The sequence below is a fragment of the Bdellovibrionales bacterium genome, assembly GCA_016714165.1.
Taxonomy (GTDB): domain Bacteria; phylum Bdellovibrionota; class Bdellovibrionia; order Bdellovibrionales; family UBA1609; genus JADJVA01.
Genome location: JADJNU010000002.1, coordinates 1,130,530 through 1,153,186 on the forward strand (window position 1 = coordinate 1,130,530; position 22,657 = coordinate 1,153,186).

At 45.3% G+C, this 22,657-nt stretch carries 24 protein-coding genes and 1 pseudogene; 18 read left to right on the forward strand and 7 right to left on the reverse strand.

Annotated elements, in window-relative coordinates; genetic code table 11:
• Positions 1 to 2: 2 nt before the first annotated feature.
• Complete coding sequence (locus IPJ71_16745; GenBank protein ID MBK7845303.1) at positions 3 to 779, reverse strand: electron transfer flavoprotein subunit beta/FixA family protein; 777 nt, start codon at positions 777 to 779, stop codon at positions 3 to 5.
• Positions 780 to 955: 176 nt separating this feature from the next.
• Between IPJ71_16745 and IPJ71_16750 the strand changes: the two genes are divergently transcribed.
• The 4 genes from IPJ71_16750 (at position 956) to IPJ71_16765 (ending at position 6,024) form a co-directional block, all read left to right on the forward strand.
• Positions 956 to 1,627: a succinate dehydrogenase cytochrome b subunit gene (locus tag IPJ71_16750; protein ID MBK7845304.1), complete on the forward strand. Its 672-nt coding sequence runs from the start codon at positions 956 to 958 to the stop codon at positions 1,625 to 1,627.
• 2 nt (positions 1,628 to 1,629) lie between these two features.
• Positions 1,630 to 3,558, forward strand: a complete 1,929-nt coding sequence (locus IPJ71_16755; GenBank protein MBK7845305.1) for a fumarate reductase/succinate dehydrogenase flavoprotein subunit — start codon at positions 1,630 to 1,632, stop codon at positions 3,556 to 3,558.
• A gap of 53 nt (positions 3,559 to 3,611) precedes the next feature.
• Positions 3,612 to 4,358: a succinate dehydrogenase/fumarate reductase iron-sulfur subunit gene (locus IPJ71_16760; GenBank protein MBK7845306.1), complete on the forward strand. Its 747-nt coding sequence runs from the start codon at positions 3,612 to 3,614 to the stop codon at positions 4,356 to 4,358.
• A 397-nt stretch (positions 4,359 to 4,755) separates the two neighbouring features.
• Positions 4,756 to 6,024, forward strand: a complete 1,269-nt coding sequence (locus IPJ71_16765; GenBank protein MBK7845307.1) for a S8 family serine peptidase — start codon at positions 4,756 to 4,758, stop codon at positions 6,022 to 6,024.
• 46 nt (positions 6,025 to 6,070) lie between these two features.
• On the opposite strand, the gene IPJ71_16770 is transcribed toward IPJ71_16765, so the two are convergent.
• On the reverse strand, positions 6,071 to 6,955 hold the full coding sequence (locus tag IPJ71_16770) for an alpha/beta hydrolase (GenBank protein MBK7845308.1): 885 nt from the start codon (positions 6,953 to 6,955) through the stop codon (positions 6,071 to 6,073).
• The gene (locus IPJ71_16775) at positions 6,939 to 7,748 is read right to left on the reverse strand and encodes an FHA domain-containing protein (protein ID MBK7845309.1); all 810 of its coding nucleotides are present in this window, start codon (positions 7,746 to 7,748) and stop codon (positions 6,939 to 6,941) included. Before IPJ71_16775 ends, IPJ71_16770 begins: the two co-directional genes overlap by 17 nt.
• A 203-nt stretch (positions 7,749 to 7,951) precedes the next feature.
• Between IPJ71_16775 and rpsF the strand changes: the two genes are divergently transcribed.
• From rpsF to IPJ71_16790, 3 genes are all read left to right on the forward strand, one after another.
• Entirely contained in the window at positions 7,952 to 8,371 is a 420-nt protein-coding gene (rpsF, locus tag IPJ71_16780) for a 30S ribosomal protein S6 (protein ID MBK7845310.1), read from the forward strand.
• Positions 8,372 to 8,435: 64 nt separating this feature from the next.
• Positions 8,436 to 9,308 carry a DUF2232 domain-containing protein gene (locus IPJ71_16785; protein MBK7845311.1) on the forward strand — a complete coding sequence of 291 codons (873 nt, stop codon included), beginning with the start codon at positions 8,436 to 8,438 and terminating at the stop codon, positions 9,306 to 9,308.
• Positions 9,309 to 9,323: 15 nt separating this feature from the next.
• Positions 9,324 to 9,767, forward strand: a complete 444-nt coding sequence (locus tag IPJ71_16790) for a 50S ribosomal protein L9 (GenBank protein MBK7845312.1) — start codon at positions 9,324 to 9,326, stop codon at positions 9,765 to 9,767.
• Between the two features lie 37 nt (positions 9,768 to 9,804).
• On the opposite strand, the gene IPJ71_16795 is transcribed toward IPJ71_16790, so the two are convergent.
• The 4 genes from IPJ71_16795 to IPJ71_16810 form a co-directional block, all read right to left on the reverse strand.
• Positions 9,805 to 9,999 carry a hypothetical protein gene (locus IPJ71_16795; GenBank protein MBK7845313.1) on the reverse strand — a complete coding sequence of 65 codons (195 nt, stop codon included), beginning with the start codon at positions 9,997 to 9,999 and terminating at the stop codon, positions 9,805 to 9,807.
• A gap of 128 nt (positions 10,000 to 10,127) precedes the next feature.
• Positions 10,128 to 11,594: a replicative DNA helicase gene (gene dnaB / locus IPJ71_16800; protein ID MBK7845314.1), complete on the reverse strand. Its 1,467-nt coding sequence runs from the start codon at positions 11,592 to 11,594 to the stop codon at positions 10,128 to 10,130.
• A gap of 173 nt (positions 11,595 to 11,767) precedes the next feature.
• Positions 11,768 to 12,079, reverse strand: coding sequence for a site-specific DNA inversion stimulation factor (locus IPJ71_16805; GenBank protein ID MBK7845315.1), 312 nt, complete (start codon positions 12,077 to 12,079; stop codon positions 11,768 to 11,770).
• A gap of 57 nt (positions 12,080 to 12,136) precedes the next feature.
• Positions 12,137 to 12,787, reverse strand: coding sequence for a radical SAM protein (locus tag IPJ71_16810; protein MBK7845316.1), 651 nt, complete (start codon positions 12,785 to 12,787; stop codon positions 12,137 to 12,139).
• A gap of 146 nt (positions 12,788 to 12,933) precedes the next feature.
• Here IPJ71_16810 and IPJ71_16815 point away from each other — a divergent pair, with 146 nt between their 5' ends.
• The 11 genes and pseudogenes from IPJ71_16815 to IPJ71_16865 all read left to right on the forward strand — a co-directional run.
• A complete protein-coding gene (locus IPJ71_16815) occupies positions 12,934 to 15,366 on the forward strand; it encodes a DNA translocase FtsK (protein ID MBK7845317.1) in 2,433 nt (810 codons plus the stop codon).
• A gap of 219 nt (positions 15,367 to 15,585) precedes the next feature.
• The gene (locus tag IPJ71_16820; GenBank protein ID MBK7845318.1) at positions 15,586 to 16,056 is read left to right on the forward strand and encodes a hypothetical protein; all 471 of its coding nucleotides are present in this window, start codon (positions 15,586 to 15,588) and stop codon (positions 16,054 to 16,056) included.
• The gene (locus IPJ71_16825) at positions 16,053 to 16,931 is read left to right on the forward strand and encodes a tetratricopeptide repeat protein (GenBank protein MBK7845319.1); all 879 of its coding nucleotides are present in this window, start codon (positions 16,053 to 16,055) and stop codon (positions 16,929 to 16,931) included. The genes IPJ71_16820 and IPJ71_16825 overlap by 4 nt, the downstream gene beginning before the upstream one ends.
• On the forward strand, positions 16,928 to 17,161 hold the full coding sequence (locus IPJ71_16830) for a hypothetical protein (GenBank protein MBK7845320.1): 234 nt from the start codon (positions 16,928 to 16,930) through the stop codon (positions 17,159 to 17,161). The genes IPJ71_16825 and IPJ71_16830 overlap by 4 nt, the downstream gene beginning before the upstream one ends.
• Positions 17,148 to 18,033: pseudogene (locus IPJ71_16835) on the forward strand (4-hydroxy-tetrahydrodipicolinate synthase). The gene IPJ71_16830 and the pseudogene IPJ71_16835 overlap by 14 nt, the downstream one beginning before the upstream one ends.
• Positions 18,033 to 18,476, forward strand: a complete 444-nt coding sequence (locus IPJ71_16840) for a hypothetical protein (GenBank protein ID MBK7845321.1) — start codon at positions 18,033 to 18,035, stop codon at positions 18,474 to 18,476. Before IPJ71_16835 ends, IPJ71_16840 begins: the two are co-directional and overlap by 1 nt.
• The gene (locus IPJ71_16845; protein MBK7845322.1) at positions 18,473 to 18,730 is read left to right on the forward strand and encodes a hypothetical protein; all 258 of its coding nucleotides are present in this window, start codon (positions 18,473 to 18,475) and stop codon (positions 18,728 to 18,730) included. Before IPJ71_16840 ends, IPJ71_16845 begins: the two co-directional genes overlap by 4 nt.
• Complete coding sequence (locus IPJ71_16850; GenBank protein ID MBK7845323.1) at positions 18,727 to 19,260, forward strand: 2-amino-4-hydroxy-6-hydroxymethyldihydropteridine diphosphokinase; 534 nt, start codon at positions 18,727 to 18,729, stop codon at positions 19,258 to 19,260. Before IPJ71_16845 ends, IPJ71_16850 begins: the two co-directional genes overlap by 4 nt.
• Positions 19,261 to 19,312: 52 nt before the next feature.
• A complete protein-coding gene (gene fsa / locus IPJ71_16855; protein ID MBK7845324.1) occupies positions 19,313 to 19,954 on the forward strand; it encodes a fructose-6-phosphate aldolase in 642 nt (213 codons plus the stop codon).
• 4 nt (positions 19,955 to 19,958) lie between these two features.
• A complete protein-coding gene (locus tag IPJ71_16860; GenBank protein ID MBK7845325.1) occupies positions 19,959 to 20,408 on the forward strand; it encodes a hypothetical protein in 450 nt (149 codons plus the stop codon).
• 110 nt (positions 20,409 to 20,518) lie between these two features.
• A partial coding sequence (locus IPJ71_16865) for a hypothetical protein (protein MBK7845326.1) occupies positions 20,519 to 22,657 on the forward strand: 2,139 nt, incomplete at its 3' end.

Here is a 22,657-nt window from a genome sequence, read left to right on the forward strand (position 1 = left end):
CCTCACAGTACTTTCGATTCATTTTTTAGCAGTTGGACAAGTTCGGCAACCTGCGTGTTCATGTCTCCCTGCAGGATTTTGGTCGTAGCTTTCTCGGCAGGCAAAAGAAAAGAGCTAAATGAAACCCTTTGGGCCTCTACTTCAAGCTCAAGTTCACTCAAACTGATTTCCTTGACAGGTTTCTTCTTGGCTTTAATAATTCCCGGAAGATTGGCGTAGCGAGGAGTATTGAGACCTTTGTTTGCCCCGATCAGACACGGTCCCTTAAGTTGAATGACTTCGCGCGTGCCGCCCTCAGTTTCGCGCTCCACAGTGGCGCTAGTTCCCTCGTGTACCAATTTTGAAACGACAGTGGCATGAGGTATCGAAAGGGCCTCAGCGATGGCCTGACTGACGAAGGAGTTATTGCTGTCAATGGCAAGCTTTCCAGTAAAAATTAAGTCGAATGGCCCTTCGGCTGCAATGACCTTGGCCAAGGCCTTGGCTGTCAAATATCCATCGATAAACTCAGGAGCATCAATGAGAATCCCATCGTCTGCACCCATTGCCAGAGCTGTGCGAATAGCATCCACGACACGCTTTTTGGGGCCTAGGCTCAGCACCGTCACGGAAGACCCCGGCAGGCTCTCCTTTAACTTGAGTGCCTCTTCCAAACCAAACTCGTCGTATGGATTCAATACCCACTTTATTCCCGTCTCATCGATTCCTGAGGAGTCACTCTTCAGGCGAATTTTTGACTCGGTATCCGGAACCTGCTTCACGCAGACAAAGATTTTCATCATTTCCTCTCGAAAAAAATAAGAATTTATATTTTATTGGCTTTCAAAAGGCAAACGAGAGCTATGTGACTCTCTGCTTCTTTTTCGCCTGTTGTTGCTCGTGAGCGATAGACAGCTCGCCTTTGGAGAGTTAGTTTATGGAGCGCGAATATGAACTCCTTCGAGGATCTTTTAGAATGCTTAAGAAATTTTGTTTTATCAGTTCGAATATTGGGAAGAAATATCTCGTTGCAATAACTGGGATTTGTCTGAGTTTGTTTGTTTTGGCTCACATGCTCGGTAACTTACTCATTTTGGTCAGTCCTAGGGTTTACAATCTCTATGGGCATGCCATCGTGACAAGCCCCCTTCTTTATCCCGCAGAAATTGGACTCGTGTTGTGCTTCTTTTTTCACGTTGGTTTGGCGATCAAGCTGACTTTTTCAAACAGGACGACTCGATCCAGCCGTTACGCGATGTCCGCCACGGGTCCAAAGGCCACGGGCCTAATATCTAGAACCATGTGGGTTCAGGGACTATTGATTCTGGCGTTCATGATTCTGCATTTAATTACGTTCAAATATGGAATTGTCTATGAAGTCGAATATGGTGGTGTGGTTGCTCGTGATCTACACCGCTTGGTCGTAGAAGTTTTTCGCCAGCCTGGGTACGTGGCTTGGTATGTTGTGTGTTTATTAGCTCTTGGCCTTCATTTGAGTCACGGTGTTTCCTCCTCCCTACAAACTCTTGGAATACATCATCCGAGATACCAGTCTTTATTGAAGAAAATGGGGATTGTTTATGGGGTTGTGGTTATGTCTGGCTTTCTCTCTCAACCTCTTTACGTATTTTTTATCTATAGGGGTTAATCATGGCCACAAATAAATTGGATAGCAAATCACCCTCGGGCCCGATTGAATCATCCTGGGAAAGACACAAATTTGGTTTGAAATTGGTGAACCCAGCGAACAAAAGAAAATTTAATATAGTTGTTGTAGGGACTGGTCTGGCCGGTGCTTCTGCGGCGGCGAGCTTGGCCGAGCTTGGGTACAATGTGAAGGCCTTTTGTATCCAGGACTCTCCTCGTCGGGCTCATTCAATTGCTGCTCAGGGCGGCATTAATGCTGCAAAAAATTATCGTAATGATGGAGACTCCATTTACCGTCTGTTCTATGACACGGTCAAGGGAGGGGATTTTCGCGCTCGAGAAAGCAATGTTTATCGATTGGCCCAGGTCTCAACTCAAATTATTGATCATTGCGTGGCCTTGGGCGTTCCTTTTGCGAGGGAATACGGAGGACTGCTCGATAATCGATCATTTGGAGGGGCCCAGGTATCGCGCACTTTCTATGCTCGAGGCCAAACGGGTCAACAGCTATTGATTGGGGCTTACTCTTCCATGATGAGACAGGTGAAGGAAGGTGGAGTTACCCTTTATCCGCGACGAGAAATGTTGGATTTAGTTTTGGTTGATGGCGTAGCCAGAGGGATCACCGTGAGAAATCTGACCACAGGTCAGATAGAATCCCATGTTGCAGATGCTGTGGTGCTTGCCACTGGTGGTTATGGTAACGTTTTCTACTTATCAACAAACGCAAAAAATTCAAATGTTACAGCGGCCTGGCGTTGCCATAAAAAGGGGGCTTATTTTGCTAACCCTTGTTTTACTCAAATTCATCCGACATGTATCCCGGTTTCGGGAACCTATCAGTCAAAGCTGACTCTGATGTCCGAGTCTCTTCGTAACGACGGCAGAGTCTGGGTTCCTGCGCAGAAAGGCGATAAGCGACAACCTCAAGGAATACCTCTCGCCGAACGTGATTATTATTTAGAGAGAATTTATCCTAGCTTCGGAAATCTTGTGCCTCGCGATGTTGCTTCTCGGCAGGCCAAATTTCGCGTTGATGAGGGGCGTGGAGTGGGGACCTCCGGGATTGCTGTATACCTAGATTTTAAAGATGCCGTCGATCGTTTGGGAGAAGCTGCAGTTGCCGAAAAGTACGGCAATCTCTTTCAAATGTATGAGAAAATAACTGGAGAAAATCCGTACTCCGTGCCCATGAGAATCTATCCAGCCGTTCATTATACAATGGGGGGGCTTTGGGTTGATTACAATTTGCAAAGTACAATTCCGGGACTTCATGTTTTGGGAGAAGCTAATTTTTCGGATCATGGCGCCAACAGACTTGGTGCCTCCGCGCTGATGCAGGGGCTTGCGGATGGTTTCTTTGTGATTCCCTATACGATTGGAAATTTTTTGGCATCGACCAAACTACCCAAAATCGATGAAAATCATGAAGCTTTTAAAGCAAGCCGAGAGGAAGTGACGCAAAGGTATGATCGCCTTTTGAGAATAAAGGGGTCCAGCACTGTTGATGATTTCCACCGTCAGTTGGGACATTTGATGTGGGAGCATGTAGGCATGTCGAGAAAGGCGGCTGGGCTGAAGCAGGTTGGCCTGGAAATCCGACGTCTTCGAGACCGTTTTTGGCAAGATGTGAAGGTGACCGGTGAACCCACCTTTAAGAATTCTGAACTTGAAAAGGCGGGCCGCGTGGCAGACTTCTTAGAACTGGGCGAGTTGATGGCCTTAGATGCCTTAGAGAGAAATGAATCTTGTGGAGGACATTTTCGAGAGGAGTACCAAACTCCCGAAAATGAAGCGATGCGCGACGATGGAAATTTTTGTCATGTATCCGCTTGGGATTACTCCCAAGATGGAGGGAAGATGCATTGGAGTTTACATAAAGAGGCTCTTTTGTTTGAGCATGTGAAATTATCAACTCGTAGTTATAAGTAATTTAGAATATTAAGACTACAGGAGAGAAATGTGGGCGGTACTTCACAAAAAATATAAATTTAAAGCTGAAGGTGTGGAGGCAAAATGGTCCTGAAGATAAGGGCTATTTTATGGAATATGAATTGAAGGATATTTCAACAGACGCTTCGTTCTTGGAGATGCTCGACGTGATGAATGAGCAGTTAGTAAAAATCGGGGAGGCAGCTGTTGAATTTGATCATGATTGCAGGGAGGGAATCTGTGGAGCCTGCTCTCTGGTTATCAATGGTAACCCTCACGGACCGGATGGGAGCACCACCACTTGTCAGCTGCATATGCGTCGATTTCAGGATGGTGATACTGTTGTTATCGAACCATTTAGGGCAAAGGCCTTTCCTGTCGTAAAGGACTTAATGGTTGATAGATCTGCATTTGATCGAATTATATCCGCAGGCGGGTATATATCAACTTCGACGGGAAGTGCGCAGGATGCCAACGCCATACCGATCGGTAAGGATAGGGCGGATCGCTCTTTTTCGGCTGCGACCTGTATCGGGTGCGGAGCTTGTGTTGCGGTTTGCATCAATGCTTCTGCAAGTCTCTTTGTCTCGGCAAAATTGGCTCATCTTTCTCTTCTTCCACAGGGCGAAGTTGAAAAGCACGGAAGAGTTCTAGATATGGTGAGGCAGATGGATAAAGAGGGATTTGGCGGATGCACGAATACAGGAGCCTGTGCCGCAGCCTGCCCAAAAGATATCTCTCTTGAGAACATTGCTCAAATGAATCGCCAATTTTTGATTGGTTCAGCTCTAGAACGATAGTTCAGGCAGATGATTTGGCAGGATCTGGAAATCGCATATCGGGATGCCTCCTTTTTTGGCTTTTGCCAGACACTCAGTCAACATTAACCCACAGAATTTTCCACAGTTATTATTTTATTTTCGTCATACTTAAGTCTAATTTGGGATGTTGGATACAGAACCTTATTCGTTGTTGGCACCAAGTGTTCTGAGTCAAAAGTTGGGTGGCCCCATTCGCTATTTGTCTTCACAATCGGGCTCCGTACTGGTGCGAAGACCTGCGATCGAAATAGCTTCATCGGCCCTTCAGAAATTATCTGAAAGCCCTTTTGTCGAATATGCAGAGCCAAACTATATATATAAAATAAACCGGCTTCCCAATGACCCTGAGCTGTCAAAATTATGGGGGTTGATCAATGTGGGACAACTCGATTCTGCGGGTACGGAGGGGATATCCGGTGTCGATATTGGCGTTGAAAGTGCCTGGAATTTGACGGTTGGTTCCTCCGCCGTTGTCGTTGCTGTGATCGATACGGGAGTGGATGAAACTCTGCCTGATTTGAGTCCCAACATGTGGGTGAACGTTCAGGAACAAAATGGTATTCCGGGCGTGGACGATGACAACAATGGATTCGTGGATGATGTGCATGGATATGATTTTGCGAACAAAGATGGTCAGCCCAGAGATGATCATGGCCATGGCTCCCATTGTTCTGGAACGATTGGGGCCAAAGGAGATGATAATCTGGGAATAGTGGGCGTAGCGTGGAATGTGAAGATCATGGCCGTGAAATTTCTTGGGGCAGATGGGTCTGGAAATTTAGCAGATGCTGTAGAGGCCATCGATTATGCGACCACCATGGGCGCAAATATCATGAATAATTCATGGGGTGGTGGAGGGTACAGCAAAGCTCTTGAGGAAGCCATTCAGCGTTCTGAAAAAGCGGGTGTACTTTTTGTCGCAGCAGCTGGTAATTCATCTTTGAATACCGATATCAAACCTTCCTACCCTGCGAGTTACAGCGTGGGAAATATTATTTCGGTCGCTGCTGTGGACAACAAAGGAGAACTGGCAGAGTTTTCCAATTGGGGCAAAGCCTCAGTTCATGTGGCCGCGCCTGGAGTGAATATCTTTAGCACAACGCCATCTGGTTATGAGTCTTGGTCCGGAACCTCTATGGCGGCACCCCACGTCTCAGGAGTTGCGGCCCTCCTTTTGGCCTCAGACATGGGCTTGAATAGCATTGAACTAAAAAATAGATTAATTTCATTTGCCAAACCAAGCCGCAGGCTGAGGAATAAAGTCATATCTGGGATGGTAAATGCTTATCATGCTATTACCCAAACGCCCCATCAGCCAGATGTGGAGGACCCATTTTACTGGATGCAGGAATCGTATTCCCTTTCTTCACCTCATCCTTACGCGGATAATTACTCTGAGACCTGGAAAATCAGTCGCCCAGGAGCAAATAAGATAGCTGTTCTATTTTCAAAATTTGAAACTGAATTAAACTATGATGTGGTGACATTTAGCGATCAGAACGGAACAATTGTCGGTTCATGGTCAGGAGATAATGAAGATACTTTCTCCCCAGTGATCAACGGAGACACAATGATCATAACGATAAAGAGTGATAATAGCGTTGGTAGGTATGGATTCGATATTAAAGCAATAGCCTTTAAATAATGAATCGATTCTTTTTTGTCTCATTGAAATATTGATCATTTAGCAATTATTTTGAAAAGTGACCGTTTTCCTTCAAGAATTTATCAATCCTGAGATTTACAAATTCCGGCATGTCCAACTGTGTGCAATGAGAGCCGTAGGGAACTACTAAAAGTTGGCTATTGCAAATTCGACGGTTCATTTCTTCTTGAAATTTCAAGGGCGTTACGGTGTCTTTGCTTCCGGCAATGATTAAAACTGGGCAGTCGATTCTCTCCAGAATTGGAAGGCCGTCAAACTTCATCATTTGTTCAAATATCGTGATGAATGAGTCAAGGTCCATTGAAGCGATACCACGAACATAGATTTCGATATCCTTCAGGCTCGTCAAGCTTAAGTTGAATCCGCCTGCAAGAGTCAAAGCTTGAATGGCCACGGGATTGTTGATAGCTCGTTTCCAGATATAGGATATGGTTTCTGGTAAGGTCTTATAACCAGCTTTGAAGAAGGTGAATACGGAACTGGCCAAATCATTGCCAAACATCCCTTTGATTGGATCGGTCACAAAGCCGTTTATAAAAATCATATTGGCAATGGATTCCGGGAACATGTCATAGGCCCGAGTAATTACCTGCGCTCCAAAGCTGTGACCCCAGAGGCTCGCCTGGTCTATTTCCAGGTGATCGAGGAGGCCTCGAATGTCTCTGGCCATCCCATCTACGTTAAGATCCTTACGGTCGGCGGGAGTCTCGGACAAATGGTGAGCTCGGTAATCAAAAGTAATTGTTTGGTAGCTTCTGGAGAAATATTTAATTTGGTGTTGCCAGTGGTTGATGAGGCAACCGATCCCGTAGGCAAGAATCAAAGGTTTGCCGCTGCCGCGAACCTCAAAATAGATTCGAGTTCCGTCAAAGCTTTTGAAATATCCTGTGCTCTTACTGAATTTTTTCATCGAAACCCATCTTAATCTGACAGTCGAATATAGAGATCATATCTCCTGATTTCAAGTGTGCATTGGCAATGGGTTTGTTATTTAGCAAAACGATATTGGGGTGATGGGTTTTAAATGTAGGACCTTGAGGCGTGGGCCATATTTCAAAGCAAAGACCTGGAGCGCCTGTTTCGAGAATAGGCATATCAAAGGACTCAGCTCCAGCAGTTCGAGGTCCGTATCCGAGGTACCAGGTTGTATCGAATTGGAGTCCCCGCACAAAAGTCAGTATGAGGGGTGGACTAAACGGGACGAGAAGTTTTGGGCGGTTTTTGATCTTATTCTTCTTAGATTTAAGAAATTCAGCTGCGATTTCATTCCACTTTAGCTGCTTTTTCTCTTCTGAAGCCTGGGGCTGAGCTTTGACTTTTGAGATAACCTCAATTTCTCCTTCCGCTCTTTCGCTGCCAGACTTCTCATTTTGGCTGGAGAGAGGTTCTTGAGAGTTCTTTGGAAGGGCACCAGGCGTGTAGATTTGCACCTCAATCAGGGAACTTCCGAGCTGGATGCGCAAACCTGGATTGAGCTTGATAGACCCGACCTTTTGCCCATCTATCTTGATGCCGTTCGTGGACCCAAGGTCAATGAGAGTCAAAGCTCCTTGATTGTCCTTCTCTACCCGAGCGTGCTTACTTGAGACCTTTTGATCGGAAAGGGCGACGTCTCCCTCCAAACGGCCAACAGTGGCTCCTGGATGGATGTGGAAAAGCCGCCCCTTGGCGGGACCCTTTAAAACAAAAAAAGCGAGTTCCATGACCCAATATAATCCAAGTAATTAGAAATATTAATAAATTTCGATAATTTCAGGCCCGAAGTTGAGGTGAGGGAGCTCTTGTCGTTGGGCATCAAGCATGTTAGAGATGGTCACCGTAGTTTTTACTTATCATCCTTGCTCTCGTAATTAGACGAGGGCCATTAACCGAAAGGATATCTTACGTGACGGTAGCTCAGGAAAATATTTTGAAGAAGTATGAAGGTGTCGTGATTCTTCACCCGGATTGCACTGAATTGGAACAAAAAGCCATTTTGAAGAAGAATGCGGGAACAATCGCGAGTTTTCGGGGAAAAATTAATCACCTCGATACTTGGGGAAAGCGTCGTTTGGCCAATCAAATAAAGAAAAATACAATGGGCATCTATTTTCATACGACATTTGAGGCGGATGGAGATGTTATTGCCGAACTTGAGCGAACGATGAAAATCAATGAAAGAGTGTTGCGATTTATGCATCTGCGATTGGATGATCGCGAGAATCTAACAAAATATTTAGAGCGTTACAGGGATGCCTTACAAGAGACGGCCAATCGCGAAAAAGAGCGAGAGGTAAAAATTCAGCAGCGTAAGGCCGCTGGGACTCAACGGAGAGAGCGTTTTTAAGTAAACGAGCAGAGAATTCACCTAATCTATTTTATGAGGAGACAATGTGGCTCTATTTAGGAGGATGATCTTTAGGTCCTCTTTTTTGGCTTTGTGGGCGGTAGTCATGACGACTGTGACGGTTGTTTTGGGAGCGCCTCCGCTCAGGGTGTTGCGCTTAGTGATGGGCCGTTTTCTGTTTTGGATTTTAACCGTTGGCCTGAGTCTCGTTATGTTTGGGTTGGGTTGGAAGCCAATTGCCATCGTTTTTCTCCTTTTAACACTTCTGGTGGGTTTTTATAGCGAGTTGCTAGAGAGCAGGTGGAGTCCGCTCTCAAGTGCGGCTGTGGCCGTTTCGCTCACAAGTATTATTGGGAGTTTGTGTTTTGTTTTTTGGACATTGAGGATGGGAAAGGGCTGGTATCTTTTATTGCTTGGATCCGTTAAATCAAAATTTGAGGGAGTCGCTCTCTTTAGGGGGGATTTCAATTTAGGAGTTGAGGACGTCCTGTTGCAGGCCCCCTCGGGGGTTGTCGTTCTTTTGTTGCTTGCTTCCGCTCTGCTTTTGGTGACTGAACCACGCATCAGGGAATGGGCTGGAAAAGCGGAAGAATCGGGACTTACATATCTAAAGCATTTTCGTCTTCCAGATGCCTTTGTTTGGATTACTATTGTTTCCCTTCTAGGGAGTTTTTTGAAATCCGACTTCAAATGGACTCAGGTTCTTGCTATCAACTTCTTAAATGTTTGCGTCCTTCTCTATTTTTTTCAGGGACTGGCTGTGTTTACGTCGCTCTTCGATAAAATGAAGTTGTCGGCATTTTGGAGAGTGGTATGGACAATTCTGTTGATTTTGCAACTCTTCATTATAGTTAGTGTGGTGGGATTAATTGATTATTGGATGGATTTTCGTAATAGATTTGAAAGGCGAACAAAGCAAATTAATAAGACTCTTTGAGAGATGGAGATTAGTATGAAAGTCATCTTACAAAAAGATGTGAAGGATTTAGGGAAAATAGGCGATCTGGTTTCTGTAAAAAATGGTTTCGCGAGGAACTTTCTTTTTCCTCGTAGACTTGCCATAGAAGCCACAGAGAAGCGCGAGAAGGAATGGGCCCATCTCAGCAAGATTGCGGAAATTAAGAAGAAAAAGGCAAAAACTGAGAGACAAGAAATAGTTAATAAACTTCAGGGGATAACTGTCACTTTTAAGCGCGCGGCAGGAGAAACGGAAAAGCTATTTGGAAGTGTCACGACTTTAGAAATTTCAACAGAGCTTGAAAAGAGCGGAATTGAAGTGGACAAGAAGGATATCCACGTCGAAGAGCAAATTCGAGTGTTGGGACAGCACAAGGCAGTCGTGAAGCTTGGCGATGGCCTGGAAGCTGAGATTTCTATTAACGTCGAGCGCGAATAGGTTTAATTGAAAACCGATATATAGTATGAACGGTGTTTTATCGAGAAGTGTTTTTGGCTTCTGTTAGTATATCCTGAAGATAGTCAGCCAAAACTTCTCGGAGATCGTCGAGCGTTAATTGTTCAATCGGATCATGTTCTTTCTGTACTAGTTTTTTCAATTCAGAAAGTATGAGGTTGGTGGGAAGTCCAGTCGCTTCGGCTATAGCTTTTAGAAGCTCAGAACCTTTCACATGAACGCCCTCCCTCAAAAGATCATTAGAACAACCTGGTAGTCAATCGAGCAAGGAAGGAAAGGCAATCTTGAGGAGTTCTAGACGCTAATCCAGCAGCGGATCTAATAAGCTAATTCGTTATTCTGTTAAACACTTCCACCAGGGGCGTAGTTTCTAGGCTTTCCACTTTCTGCTGAATTTGGAGAACGGGGATTAAATGAGCCGCGAGAGCCTCCCTCTCTGCCCCGATTTGGTTCGTCGGGAATTGGGGGCATAGGTCCCCTTGCTCTCTCCTCGAAACTGCGAAACTCTCCAAACTCAGGTTTCCACAGGAGTTTTACGGTGTCGGTGGGGCCGTTACGCTGCTTTGCAATAATGACTTCTGCAACACCCCGAATGTCGGAATTGTCCTTTTCATAATAGTCCTCTCGATAAAGCATCATAATGACATCGGCATCCTGTTCAATGGATCCTGACTCGCGGAGATCCGAAAGCAGAGGTCGTCTATTTTGTCGTGCCTCGACCCCACGATTCAATTGAGCTAATGCAATGACTGGGATCTTCAGTTCCTTTGCGATAGCTTTGAGAGTTTTGGAAATTTCAGAAACTTCGCGCTCGCGATTGTCTACCTTTGACTTAAGACTCATGAGTTGGAGGTAATCAATGATAATCATGTCGATTCCCTGGCGGGCTTTAAGACGCCTGCATTTTGAGAGAATCTCAAAAGGACTTATTCCTGACGAATCATCGATAAACAAACTGGATTCACTTATTTGGGCTGCGGCATTGATCAGTTTTGGCCATCCATCGTCTGCGATATGAGCGACCCGCAGATCACTCATCGATATGCGGGCAACAGTAGAAAGAAGACGCATCATGACTGACTCAGAGCTCATCTCCACCGAAAAAAAAGCGACCTTCTTTTTGTTGTGAATCGCGGCGTAAGTGGCCAAATTCAAGCAAAAAGCAGTTTTTCCCATCGAGGGTCGAGCGGCGATAATACACAACTCTCCCGGTTGAAATCCGCTGGTTAAATCGTCTAACTCAGGCCAGCCAGAGGACACGCCTGTTACACTCAAATTTTTTCCGTAAAGGCCTTCTAATCTTTCTAAGCTGCCCTTCACAATTTCATTGGCCTGCACAAGACCCGTGTTATGCTTCTCTTGGGCAAGAGCAAAAACCTCGGATTCCAAATTATTGATAAAAGCGGGTAGATCCTCGAAGTCCTGATCAAAAGCTTTCTGAACAAACTGTTGGTTAAGCTGAATAACCTTTCTCAAAAGAGCCTTATCATGAACAATTTTGGCCCAATTCCCTATGTTGACAGACGTGGGAGTCTGTTCAATTAACTCAGCCAGGTAGGGAATTCCACCGACAGACTCCAGGTCTCCCCTGTCATTTAGCCAATTCCCAACGGTAACCAAATCCGTCGGCAAGTTTTTTCGGTTCATTTCTTTGAGGCAGGCATAGATCCGCCGGTGACTAGGTTTGTAGAAGTCCATTTCAGACACAATTTCAGAGACCTCATCCCAAACGGGTGGGTCTAGGAGCAAGCCTCCTAGGATGGCCTGTTCTGCCTCCATATTTTGTGGTGGAATTCTCTTATCAATCACTTAAGCAAATCCCCTTTTTCCAAAAGAGATCTAGTGTTCAAAAATAGAATGGAAAATAAAAACAAAATAACCTCGACCCTACCGAAGATTCGACTATTTTCTTTCTGTTTTAACATCAAGGCGCGGGCCAATTCAGGTTGCAATCTTTAACAGAACCCGCTGATACTCGTACATTAAGTTTCTGAATGTTTCATACTTCTAATTCTAATCTTATAAGTATCAATCTTTTTCTTGAGAGTGTTGCGGTTTATGCCAAGCATTTTTGCAGTACGGACTTGATTGCCAGAATTAGCACGTAGCGCTTCCTCCAGAAGAGGTTTTTCAACCTGTTCCAGGTAAATTCTGTAGAAATCATTCAGCTCGATTTGAGCATCGCGTTGCTGAGCGAAAAATACCTCAAGCTTGCTCTTCACTAATCTCTCAAGACTTACAGACTGAAGATTGGCCACGAACAAATGATTTGAACTATTGAGGTTCGGTGCCATGCGAATCCCCACCCCCCGGTTAACACGAAACAATAAAAAAAGCAGAACAAGCTCTAGTTAGACACCTCGCTCTGTGTCCTTCCAAATATACTTATGCAATTGCAATTGCAACCGCGCACTTGATTTCCCAAAAAGAATTTTATTTGCAAGCCATTTTTCTGAGACTTTTCCATATGATGGGCTGTATAAAACGCGGGATCCCATCTCCAGTCCAGTTCTGCGTACAAATCTTTCGGCCCATTCAAAGTCCTCCTCCGAACAGATAACAAATTTGAATTCGGAATTGACGTCTTCCAGCAACTGAAGATTTTCTGGGCAGAAGGCCTGAGGTTCGCCGCTGTCGGGTGTTTTGACATCAATGATTCTCTTAACGCGTTTATCAACATTCAAGCAGCTTAGGTCCCCGCTTGTTTCAAGGGACACAATATAATCCAAATCACAAAGCTGTTTCATGAGCTTCAAGGAACTTTTTTGCAAAAGAGGTTCGCCTCCAGTTACGCAGACGTGGCGGGATTGAAAGGACTTCACCTGTGCAATGATCACGTCCAATCCCATGAGCTTGCCCTCGTTGTAGGCATATTTAGTATCACAGTAAGAGCATCGCAAATGGCAGCCAGATGTGCGAATGAAAACGGTTGGCCACCCGACGAGCGAAGATTCACCTTGAATACTGAAAAATATCTCATTGATCTTTATTAAATCGTCCATCTGTTCAACTTCTCTCCATAGAGCTGGACGAAAGGACAGTCAGAGCGGAGCGATAAACCAGCTTGAGGGTATCCGTTTTCAGTCTCCTCAATCGAAAAGTCAAATCCAGACTGGCAAGCTAGAAAAATATACCATAAGCTATTGGAATGAATCATTTATTTAAGAAATTTAGGGGTGATATTCTGGGACTCGTGTGGTTGGCGGCCGGCGTGTTTGTGGCCCTTGCATTGATGAGCTATCACCCCATGGATCCCTCATTTAACTCAACTGGGAGCGTTCATAAGGTAGCTAATTATTGCGGCTACTTTGGATCTTTCATGTCTGATATTTTTTATCAATGTTTGGGAGCCTCCGCTTGGCTTATCGTGATCTCCTTTTTTCGAATTTCATGGATTTGCTTCTTAAACCGAGAGACCAAATTTAATGGCAGCCGCTGGGTTTGGTCGATCCTTCTGTTTGCTACAAGTTGCTCTTTGATAGGGCTCTATTTTCCTAATACAAGAATGTTTGCGCAACAGATTCCCGCGGCTGGCTTGGTGGGAATGATGGTTTCAAAAGGCCTGGTCAGGATGTTCAACTTTGCCGGAGTGGCAGTCATTTTATGGACAGCAACCGCCGTTTTATTGATTTTCTATTCCGAACAAACATTGAAGGATTTGCTTTTTCTTCCATCGGCCTTTCTCAAGCTTATTGCCACGAAATCAAGGAAGAAACTAAGGGGCTTACTGAGTTTGAAATTCCTGCCCTCGCTTCGTGATTCTCATACTGGAGAGCCAGTAGGTGCCAACATATTTTTAAAGGGAGAAAAAGAAGCCCCTGAAGGAAGGGTAAGATCGCTCTTTGCAATAAGAAATGAGAGCGGAAAATTTGCAGCGCCTTTGCCTCAGAAATCACCCGTGAAATTATTTGTAACCGAAGCCTCAAAAAAAGTTGATAACTCCCTTTTTTCCGCAAAACTGGGTGAAAACCAGACGGAAGAACCTGCACTGTCTGGCTTTTTGGTCAACAGAACAACAAATGTGGCAAAGAGACACAATGGTGGTGTTTCCAAAAGAACCATTGAACGAGTTGAGAATTGGTCTCTTCCGAAGTTGTCGATACTGGCAGATCCACCTCCCGGAAGAAATCAATTGGATGAAAAAGAAGTCAAAATCAAAGCAAAAATATTGATTGATAAGCTTGGGCAATTTTCAATACGCGGAAACGTCGTTGGAATCAAACCGGGTCCCGCCATTACAATGTTTGAATTTAAGCCCGCTGCCGACGTCAAAATCAGCAAAATAACTGATTTGGCGGACGATTTATCCTTGGCGTTAAGCAGTGAATCGGTCCGCATCATTGCTCCAATACCAGGTCGGGACGTTGTTGGAATTGAAACATCGAATCCTCATCGTGAAACAGTGTTTCTCAAGGATATTTTGATGCAAGAGGAGTTTTGGGATGAAGAAATGAAATTGCCGATCGCTCTGGGTCGCCAGGCCGACGGTGAACCAAAGGTAGTGGATCTTAGAAAAATGCCTCACATGCTTGTGGCCGGCTCGACGGGCTCTGGGAAGTCAGTGTTTGTGGTAGGGTTCTTGGCGGGTCTCTTGTTTCGTCATTCACCTAAAACACTGCGACTCATTTTAGTTGATCCAAAGCAAGTGGATCTGGCTGCTTTTAGCCACTGCCCTCACCTCATCATGCCTCCCATCCGAGAGCCTCAAAAAGCCGTGGGAGCTCTTAAGTGGGCTATTCGAGAAATGGAAAAAAGATATCGGTCAATGTCAAAGTTTGGCGCTCGAGGTCTTGAGGCGTTTAATGAGATTGTGAGCAAATTGAGTGTGCCAGAGTTAGCGCAACATGAGAAATTTCATTCGGAATTAAGCGGGGCAGCCAGGCTCGATGATTACTATTATGAAGTTCAGCCCTATCTCGTCATTGTCGTGGAGGAATTTGGAGACTTAATGGCCGTTGATAAATCCAATGTCGAGAATTCGGTTGTGCGATTGGCTCAAATGGCTCGGGCTTGCGGTATTCATCTTATTCTGGCCATGCAGAGTCCTCGTCGTGATGTTGTAACCGGATTGATAAAAACAAATATTCCGGGCAGGGTGAGCTTCAAAGTTGCAAGTAAGATGGATTCTCGAATTATTCTCGATGAAAGCGGTGCGGAAAGGCTTCTTACAAGAGGAGACATGCTCTATTTAGCGCCTGGAGTAGCAAAACCCGAGCGTCATCATGGTGCCTACGTCAGTGAGGCTGAATTGAGTCAGCTCACAGAACATTGGGCCACTCAGAGTGAGCCCGTATTTGATCCGTTAGCGATGAAAATTCTTGAGGGCAATGGTGGTGGATACGATTTATCTGACGAGTTCGATGGCAATCAAAGTGCGGACTCCGACTTTGATGAACGCTATGATGAAATTTTGGCGTATGTTGCAGGATTAAAAGAAATCAGTGCCTCTCTCATCCAACGAAGATTTAGAATTGGCTATCCACGTGCGGCGCGCCTGATTGAAATGTTCGAGGCCGAGGGAGTTATAGGGCCTTCGAGTGGCAGCAAGCCGCGTCAAGTTCTAGTTGGCCCCACAGCTTGATGGCACGAACCTCGCCTTTGGTCTAGGCCACAGATACTCGTGCGTGCTTATGGATGCTTGCTCTCGCAGGCAATCCTATGATTCGATAGCTTTACAAACTCAAGGAGGATTTAAATGAGAAGTCTATTAGTCAGCGCAATGTTAATGATCGGGATTCACGCCAACGCAAACCTCATCGAGACGCCTATTTTTTCATACGGTGAACTTCAGCAAAATTTGATGAGTGATGCCGAAACGATGGGATTGCCTTGGAAGAAGGGAGAACGGGCCAGCTATAATATCGACATGGGTTTTATCAAGGGAACAGCCGTCATGACAGTTCGGGAAGAGACGACGGTTGGATTTTGGCTTGATCAAGATATGGATCTCGGATTTATGGGAAAGCAAAAAGTTGAAATCTATATCGATAAGCAAACGGGAAAGATCTTGGAATTAAGAGTTAATGGAAAGAAAGAGCAACCGCCCGAGCCAGGTGAAACCGAAGTTGAGGAAACAAAACAGGACAGAGTGACCGTTCCAGCTGGAACTTTTGATTGCATCTACGCTCGCATTAAGGATATAAGCAAAAACGAAACTTCTGAGGCGTGGATCAACCCATCTATCGTTCCAATCATGGGTCTGATCAAGCAAGTAGCACCCGGCGCGATGGGTGAGGTAAAATTGGAGCTGACTAGTTTTGATAAAAAATGATGACTAGAGTTTTTATTTTTTTTTTGACGGCGAGGCTCATTTGGCTCGCCGTTTTCATTTCAATTAACATGACCGCGATCGCTCTTAACGTCGGAGAAAATCTCTCAGTAAAGCAAATAATTGATCAAAGTCGCGCAATGTCCCTTCGTGGAGAACGTTTTCAAGCCCAGAACCAGCTTATTCTTGCGCTCAATAATCCAAGGACTTCGATGAGAGAGAGGACAACTGTCAAAGTTGCTTTAAATGAGCTTTCAAGGCAGTTCTTCAGCGACAAGGCCCTGGCAATTTTTGAATTGGGAGAATCCAATCTCTATGCCAAAAGGAGTAGAGAAGCTTTGGAAAGATATCGAGAAGCACAGGACCTGGAGCCGGAAAATACAGCTATTTTTTCAGCGAGGGTAAGAGCTCTTTTGGCACAAGGAGATTGTGCAGAAGCCGAGAAATTTGCAGCACAGTCAATCGCTCTGCAGCCTTATGATGAGATGCTGAAACTCGTTCAGTTGAGATCACAGATTTGCACGGGGCAGAGCACGCTGTTCCAAAAAAGATGGGATTCGGAACTTGGTGAATTGGATAAAAATTATGGGCAAGCTGTCGCGTGGTTTAGGATTTTGGCCGCACACCATAGATCAAAGCCTTCGATTAAAGCCTTGCGCCAGATATCTGTGGAACATTCCGACTTTCCCGAGCCACATTACTATCTGTTTCTACAAGCAACAGATCCTGATGAGAAGAGGGCGCGAGGGCAAGAGTATGTGAGTTTATGTAAAAAGTGTGACCATTTGGTGCGACGACGATATATCTATGAGCCTCAAATCTGTGAGCATGTTCAGACGGTAGAGGATATTCTTGCCAAGGGAGACCCGAATAGATGAGGCCATTTCAAGGTCTGCCCTGTTTGATTTTTGGAATTGCAATATTGTCTATCTGCAGTGTCGGATGCGGGGTCAAAGGTGATCCCCTTCCTCCAGAGAGTCCTGTGGAGTTGGGAAGAGGAAAACCGTCCTATATTCGGGCAACTGAGGGAATGAATTATCCCGGCTTGTCCCCTATTAATAGGGAAAAAAATCAGTCTGAAGAGGAGGAAGAAGATGAAACCCGATAGTTTTTTTGGGGTTGTGACGGCTCTGGTAACACCTTTTAAGAAAGGAGCAGTGGATTTTTCTTCCTTAAGAAAGATTGTTCAACACCAAATCAAAAATGGAATAGCCAAGTTTATAGTGAATGGCACGACTGCAGAAAGTCCAACTCTAGATCATCATGAAGTGAAAGAAATATATCGATTTGTGAGAAATGAGGTCGGTGAAAAATCCGTCATTATCGTGGGGACTGGTTCCAATTGCACTCGTAAAACGATTGAGTTTTCAAAGGAGGCCGAATCGTGGGGTGCGGATGGCTTGCTCGTCGTGACGCCCTACTATAACAAGCCACCGCAAGAGGGTCTTGTTTCACATTTTTCAGCTGTCGCTCATGCCATTCAGATTCCTCTCATTCTATATAATGTGCCAAGCAGGACAATTACGGCGATAAGTTTGGAAACAATAGGTTCCTTATCTAAGATTGAGAATATTGTTGGAGTGAAGGAGGCGAGTGGAGATATTGAATTGGGTCGTCAGATTTTAAGAAAGTGCGCAAAGGGCTTTTTTTGTTACTTCGGGTGATGATTTTTCCTGTGTGGAATTAGCGGTAGAAGGCGGAAGGGGAGTCATCTCAGTTGTTTCTCATCTTATTCCCGCAGAACTCATCGCAATGATGAGCGCTGCAGTTGAAGGCGATTTCAGAGCTAAGGAGAGTTTTTTGAAATATTCAGGATTGTTGAAGGCACTTTACTCAGAAAGCAATCCGATTGGAGTCAAGATGGCACTTTTTAAAATGGGAATCATTGATTCTCCAGAAATGAGATTGCCCCTGGTAGCCATGAGTTCGCATTCAGCCGCAAATCTTTTTGAAGAGATGAAAAAGACGGGGTTGGTTTGATGTCTAAGAAAAAGGTTTTAGTTACTGGTTCGCGAGGGAGAATGGGACAGGAGATTCTCTCCTTATTGAAGGAAAATAGTTTATTGGAGCTAGGTTCTGAATTGGATAGGCAGGCAGGTAAAGCAAGTTTTCCTCCTCATCTGGATATTGACGTTGTGATCGATTTTTCATCTTTGGAATTATTTAGAGAGGGCCTGTTGTGGTCAGTTCAGAATGGGGTGCCTTTCGTCAGTGGCACAACTGGGCTTTGCGATCAAGATTATCGAGAACTCGATCGGGCTGCTCGTTCAATTCCGGTTCTGTGGTCCGCAAATATGAGTCTTGGTGTAAATGTTCTTCTTGAATTATTGGGAAAGATGCGAACATTGAGTGCCTATGATTTTCAAGTAGAGGAGTTTCATCATAATAAAAGCTTGATAAGCCGAGCGGAACGGCCGTCCTGATTCAGGACAAGCTGGAGAATACCTTGGGCAGAAAGTTGCCCGAGCCTTTATCCGGAAGAGGCGGGGGAATATTTGGTATTCACAAAGTTTGGGTTATGGCTGAGGAGGAACTCCTGGTATTTGAACATACCGCCCTGAATCGCAGGATTTTTGCGCGAGGAGCTATAGGTTGTGCCTCCTGGTTACTGAATCAGAAGGCTGGTTTGTATGGTGTTAGCGATATGTTGGAATTGCGGGAAGCGGCAGGGAAATGATTGAGGAAATTCATACGGCCTTGATAGGGATTAGAGTGTTTTCCTCTGAGGGTTCCCTTTTGATGCAGAAAATTGTCGTGGAGTTAAGGACTGAGGCCGAGGTTTTGTCGTCTTCTTCAATCTACAGAGTTTCAGGCGAAATCAATCACCCTGAACATATCCATGAACTGAAGCGAGTTGAAAAATTTGATGGATTGGCCGCTGTTCTAATGGCCTCTACGACGCAGGATCCTATGGCTGTGCTGAACTTTTTGCGGAAAATTGAAATCAAATACCGAAGTGAGGTTTTGCGGCGAAGTGTGAGTCTAAACTTGCTGGCTTTTGATGATGAGGCTGTTATGACTCCTGAGCTCACTTTGCCTCATCCCGAACTTCATCGGCGCCCAGAATTCATTTTGCTATCAGCTGAGGTTTGGGGAGACTACTTTCATCCCGTTTTGAAGGAAAACCTCTACACTTTAACGCGAAAGTTTCATGACGAGCAATGGGGCAGGTTTTACGCGCAAGGGAAAACCCTTCTTGATTTTTGAATTAAGGGGCCTTAAATGTTAGCCCAATGAATCGCTTCTGAAGGAGAAGGGAATGAAATTTTTTATTGATACTGCAATGATCGATGAAATTCGAGAGGCGAATAAGCGTGGTCTCGTTGATGGAGTCACGACAAATCCCACTTTGGTCGCAAAGACCGGAAAACCACACAGTGTGGTTATCAAGGAGATATGTCAGGAGGTCGACGGTTTGGTGTCGGCGGAGGTTCTTTCTCTCGAGGCAAATGAGATGTACAGAGAAGGAGTCGAGTTGGCCAAGATTCATGACAATGTCGTTGTGAAAGTGCCAATGTGCGATGAAGGATTGATTGCAGTTAGACGCTTCGCGGCGGAAGGAATTAAAACAAATGTTACTTTGGTCTTTTCGCCCTTGCAAGCTCTGCTTGTGGCTAAAGCGGGGGCAACTTTGGTTTCTCCGTTCGTGGGTAGACTTGATGATGTCAGCCAGGATGGAATGGATCTGATTGGCCAGATGAGGCAAATCTTTCAGAACTACAGTTTTGATACCCAGATATTAGTGGCTAGCATACGTCATCCAATTCATATTTTTGAATCAGCGATGATCGGTGCTGATATTGTGACAGTGCCCTTCAAGGTTATCCAACAACTGACGAAACATCCGCTTACGGACAAGGGAATTGAGCAGTTTTTGAAGGATGCGAAAGGTATAGCGTAAACGATTGAACATACTGCGGCTGTCCCTATTTTTTGTCTTTTGTGTCCTCCTGAGTTGCACTCACGGAGGACTTCGCATCGAGGAGTTGGATCAACCTCTGGCAGATATTGAAAAGGCGGTGCTGGATTCTTTGCCAGTTGGCAAGAGAGAGGTGAGTCTCAACGGCCGCGAGTTTTTTTCGGATTATTTTGTGGTTGTTGAAAAGAAGGCCAGAGCAGCTGGACGCACAAATGTGAGGTATTATGCCCACGTTTACGTCCTTGGGGATCGGCGTCCTTACTCGGTTGAGGGAGTCATCAGAAAACAGGTACGTGAAGCTTCGACGCTTGGTCCAGAGTATGAAGAAGCGGGAGTCGACGACTATTTGACAATCGTCTTGGTAAAAAAACTCAAAGCTGCGCTCTCTAAAGGTCGAGTGGATCGCAATGTAATTGACGATTTTCGAGTATTTTAAGATAATTAGCTCGGAGAACCTTAACCTTCGTGGTGGCGTCAGCTCGGGATTGTGTAAAGGTGAAAAAAAGAGGATTTCGAAAGAAACAGTCCGTTTGGCCAATTTTCCTGATGGTGGCCTTAGGCATTCTTCTATGGTCCCAAAAGCTTGCCTATATTGATTTTCGTTCAATGCCGGGTTCCTCATTGGTGATTGCGCAAGCAAAGATTTCGCCGGCCTGGGCCGCATTTGAAGATAGTCGAAGTTCCTGGGAAAATATCGCAGACAAGTTGTCAGTACCAAAAGAGAAAGGAATATTGATCTCTTCCGGAACGAGAACACTGACCTACGAGCAGTTATCAGTTAGGATCAATAGGCAGACCCAGAGCTCCAAAGAGAAGAAGCCGGCGAACCTGCCAAAAATTCCTCAAATTACTGTTCTTAATGGCATTGTGATCAGCCAGAGGGATGTCTTGGTTGATTCAGATTCTCCGCCAAGAGTTCAAGTTTCTAACATAGATTTAGATTCATCGCCGATGCTGAAGATCGCAGCAGGGGACGGGCCTGGAGATTCATTTCTCAGCAAAATGGGTCAGGAATATCAGTCCCCATTCACAGCGAATGAAAGGTCGGAACTGCAGAAAAAAGCTCAGGAACTTGTTTCAGGCGAGCTGAAGCGCCGCGAGAAGGAGAATCAGCAGCCTCACCTCGTCCCGACGGAATCAGGCGGCGCAATAATAGTAGCCAAATCATCTGATTCAGACAACGGGAGTGCTTCAGGTTTTTGGATGTCTCCAGGCGACAGGCCTGGTGGGCAAGGTTTGGCCAAAAAACCATTCAAGCCTGATCCCGGCGAGCCTGTTTTGACTGCGGCGAGTCTGTTGACCCCTGCTGACCTCGCCGAGAGAAATCAGAACTTCGTTTTGTCTGGGCGGTTCAGTATTTCCGGTGGACTTGCATATGTGGCAGGCGCGATGCGATTTGAATTGGTGCATTACCTGTATGACGCACCAGTGGCCCATGGCATTATATGGGAGAACGAAGCAAAATTTGAAATTGCAGTTAAGGAGCTCAAGGGAGAATTGTCTCTTCGTCTTGTTGATCATGAGGGTCAAATTTTAGGTATTGGAACCCTTCCGCTTCATACCTTAAACTTACCTCCCAAAAATCAGATCAAGATCAGCGATATTAGCATTCCTGTCATACCCGCTCCGCTCGGTGCAAAAATTGAGATTGTCTCTGCTTATTCGATTGGAACGGAAGCGCAGATCCCTTTACCTAAAGCAAAGGTTGAGATTCAGGGGCTCAATAGGACATACAAAAGTGACCGGCGTGGAATGGTAGAGGACTCTGATTTTTTGCCCGGGTCTAATTTTTTGCTTCGTGCTCGCTTGAAGAATTTTTGGGGAAGTCTCATGGTAGGCACTAGCGGAGGGGCCCAGAGAATCCACTTGTTTCCACAAAAGATGGTCGATGCGTTGTTGGGCCTGCTAGCAAAGGACGAATTTGAGAGAAGAGATTTTCTGGAAAAGGGAATTGTGTGGGGTCGCGTGGTTCGAGATGGTCAGCCCGTAGCCGGCGCAGTCGTTGAGTTGGCTGGCGATGTGGAGGTCGCACCAGTCTATTTTAATTCCATCTATATCCCAGATTCAAATTTAATTGGAACCAGTAGCAATGGACTTTTTGCATTTGTGGGAATCGATTCTGGAATTCAGTCAGTGAGAGCTCGAATTGGTGGCGTGCCTCACCCAGCCAGGATAATTCTTACTGAAGGAAAATTTGTTTCAATTGTTGAATTAGAAACGGAAACTCCTGTTTCATCACTCATAAAGGTGACTTCTGCTCCGGAGCGAAAAAATCCAGCCGCGGCAGCCTTTATGGTGATGGGTACAGAGATTGAACAGAAAGTAGAAAGCGAAATTATCATGGCTTTGCCCAGGAGCAATGATCTCACCCTGGTCGAGGCAGATGGTGGAGCGGGAACCGAAATTGTGCGCCTTAACTTGGATGCAAGCAGGGCAGGAATTTCCGTTCCGATGATTCCGTCCCATTGGCTTGTTGATTTGGCGACAAAAAAGCGGATTAACCTAGAGGGAGGTAAAGGGGTTGTTGTCGGGTTTGTAAACAATAAAGACTTCGAAGTCTTTATTGACGACAGAGAACCCTACCTTGCTGAAAATACAGTGTACTTTGATCGAGATGGACAAGTACTGAGAGAAGGTCGGGGTAAGGCCGGAGGTGGCTTTGCACTGTTCAATCTGCCAACTGGA

Bases quoted from the DNA above. Each gene is read 5' to 3' on its own strand.
- IPJ71_16820 (MBK7845318.1), top strand. From the start codon at position 15,586: ATGAGTGATGCCGAAACGATGGGATTGCCTTGGAAGAAGGGAGAACGG.
- IPJ71_16770 (MBK7845308.1), bottom strand. From the start codon at position 6,955: ATGAAAAAATTCAGTAAGAGCACAGGATATTTCAAAAGCTTTGACGGA.
- IPJ71_16790 (MBK7845312.1), top strand. From the start codon at position 9,324: ATGAAAGTCATCTTACAAAAAGATGTGAAGGATTTAGGGAAAATAGGC.
- IPJ71_16745 (MBK7845303.1), bottom strand. From the start codon at position 779: ATGAAAATCTTTGTCTGCGTGAAGCAGGTTCCGGATACCGAGTCAAAA.
- IPJ71_16840 (MBK7845321.1), top strand. From the start codon at position 18,033: ATGTCTAAGAAAAAGGTTTTAGTTACTGGTTCGCGAGGGAGAATGGGA.
- IPJ71_16755 (MBK7845305.1), top strand. From the start codon at position 1,630: ATGGCCACAAATAAATTGGATAGCAAATCACCCTCGGGCCCGATTGAA.
- IPJ71_16815 (MBK7845317.1), top strand. From the start codon at position 12,934: ATGAATCATTTATTTAAGAAATTTAGGGGTGATATTCTGGGACTCGTG.
- IPJ71_16830 (MBK7845320.1), top strand. From the start codon at position 16,928: ATGAGGCCATTTCAAGGTCTGCCCTGTTTGATTTTTGGAATTGCAATA.
- IPJ71_16750 (MBK7845304.1), top strand. From the start codon at position 956: ATGCTTAAGAAATTTTGTTTTATCAGTTCGAATATTGGGAAGAAATAT.
- IPJ71_16805 (MBK7845315.1), bottom strand. From the start codon at position 12,079: ATGGCACCGAACCTCAATAGTTCAAATCATTTGTTCGTGGCCAATCTT.
- fsa (MBK7845324.1), top strand. From the start codon at position 19,313: ATGAAATTTTTTATTGATACTGCAATGATCGATGAAATTCGAGAGGCG.
- IPJ71_16825 (MBK7845319.1), top strand. From the start codon at position 16,053: ATGATGACTAGAGTTTTTATTTTTTTTTTGACGGCGAGGCTCATTTGG.
- IPJ71_16775 (MBK7845309.1), bottom strand. From the start codon at position 7,748: ATGGAACTCGCTTTTTTTGTTTTAAAGGGTCCCGCCAAGGGGCGGCTT.
- IPJ71_16810 (MBK7845316.1), bottom strand. From the start codon at position 12,787: ATGGACGATTTAATAAAGATCAATGAGATATTTTTCAGTATTCAAGGT.
- IPJ71_16785 (MBK7845311.1), top strand. From the start codon at position 8,436: ATGATCTTTAGGTCCTCTTTTTTGGCTTTGTGGGCGGTAGTCATGACG.
- IPJ71_16850 (MBK7845323.1), top strand. From the start codon at position 18,727: ATGATTGAGGAAATTCATACGGCCTTGATAGGGATTAGAGTGTTTTCC.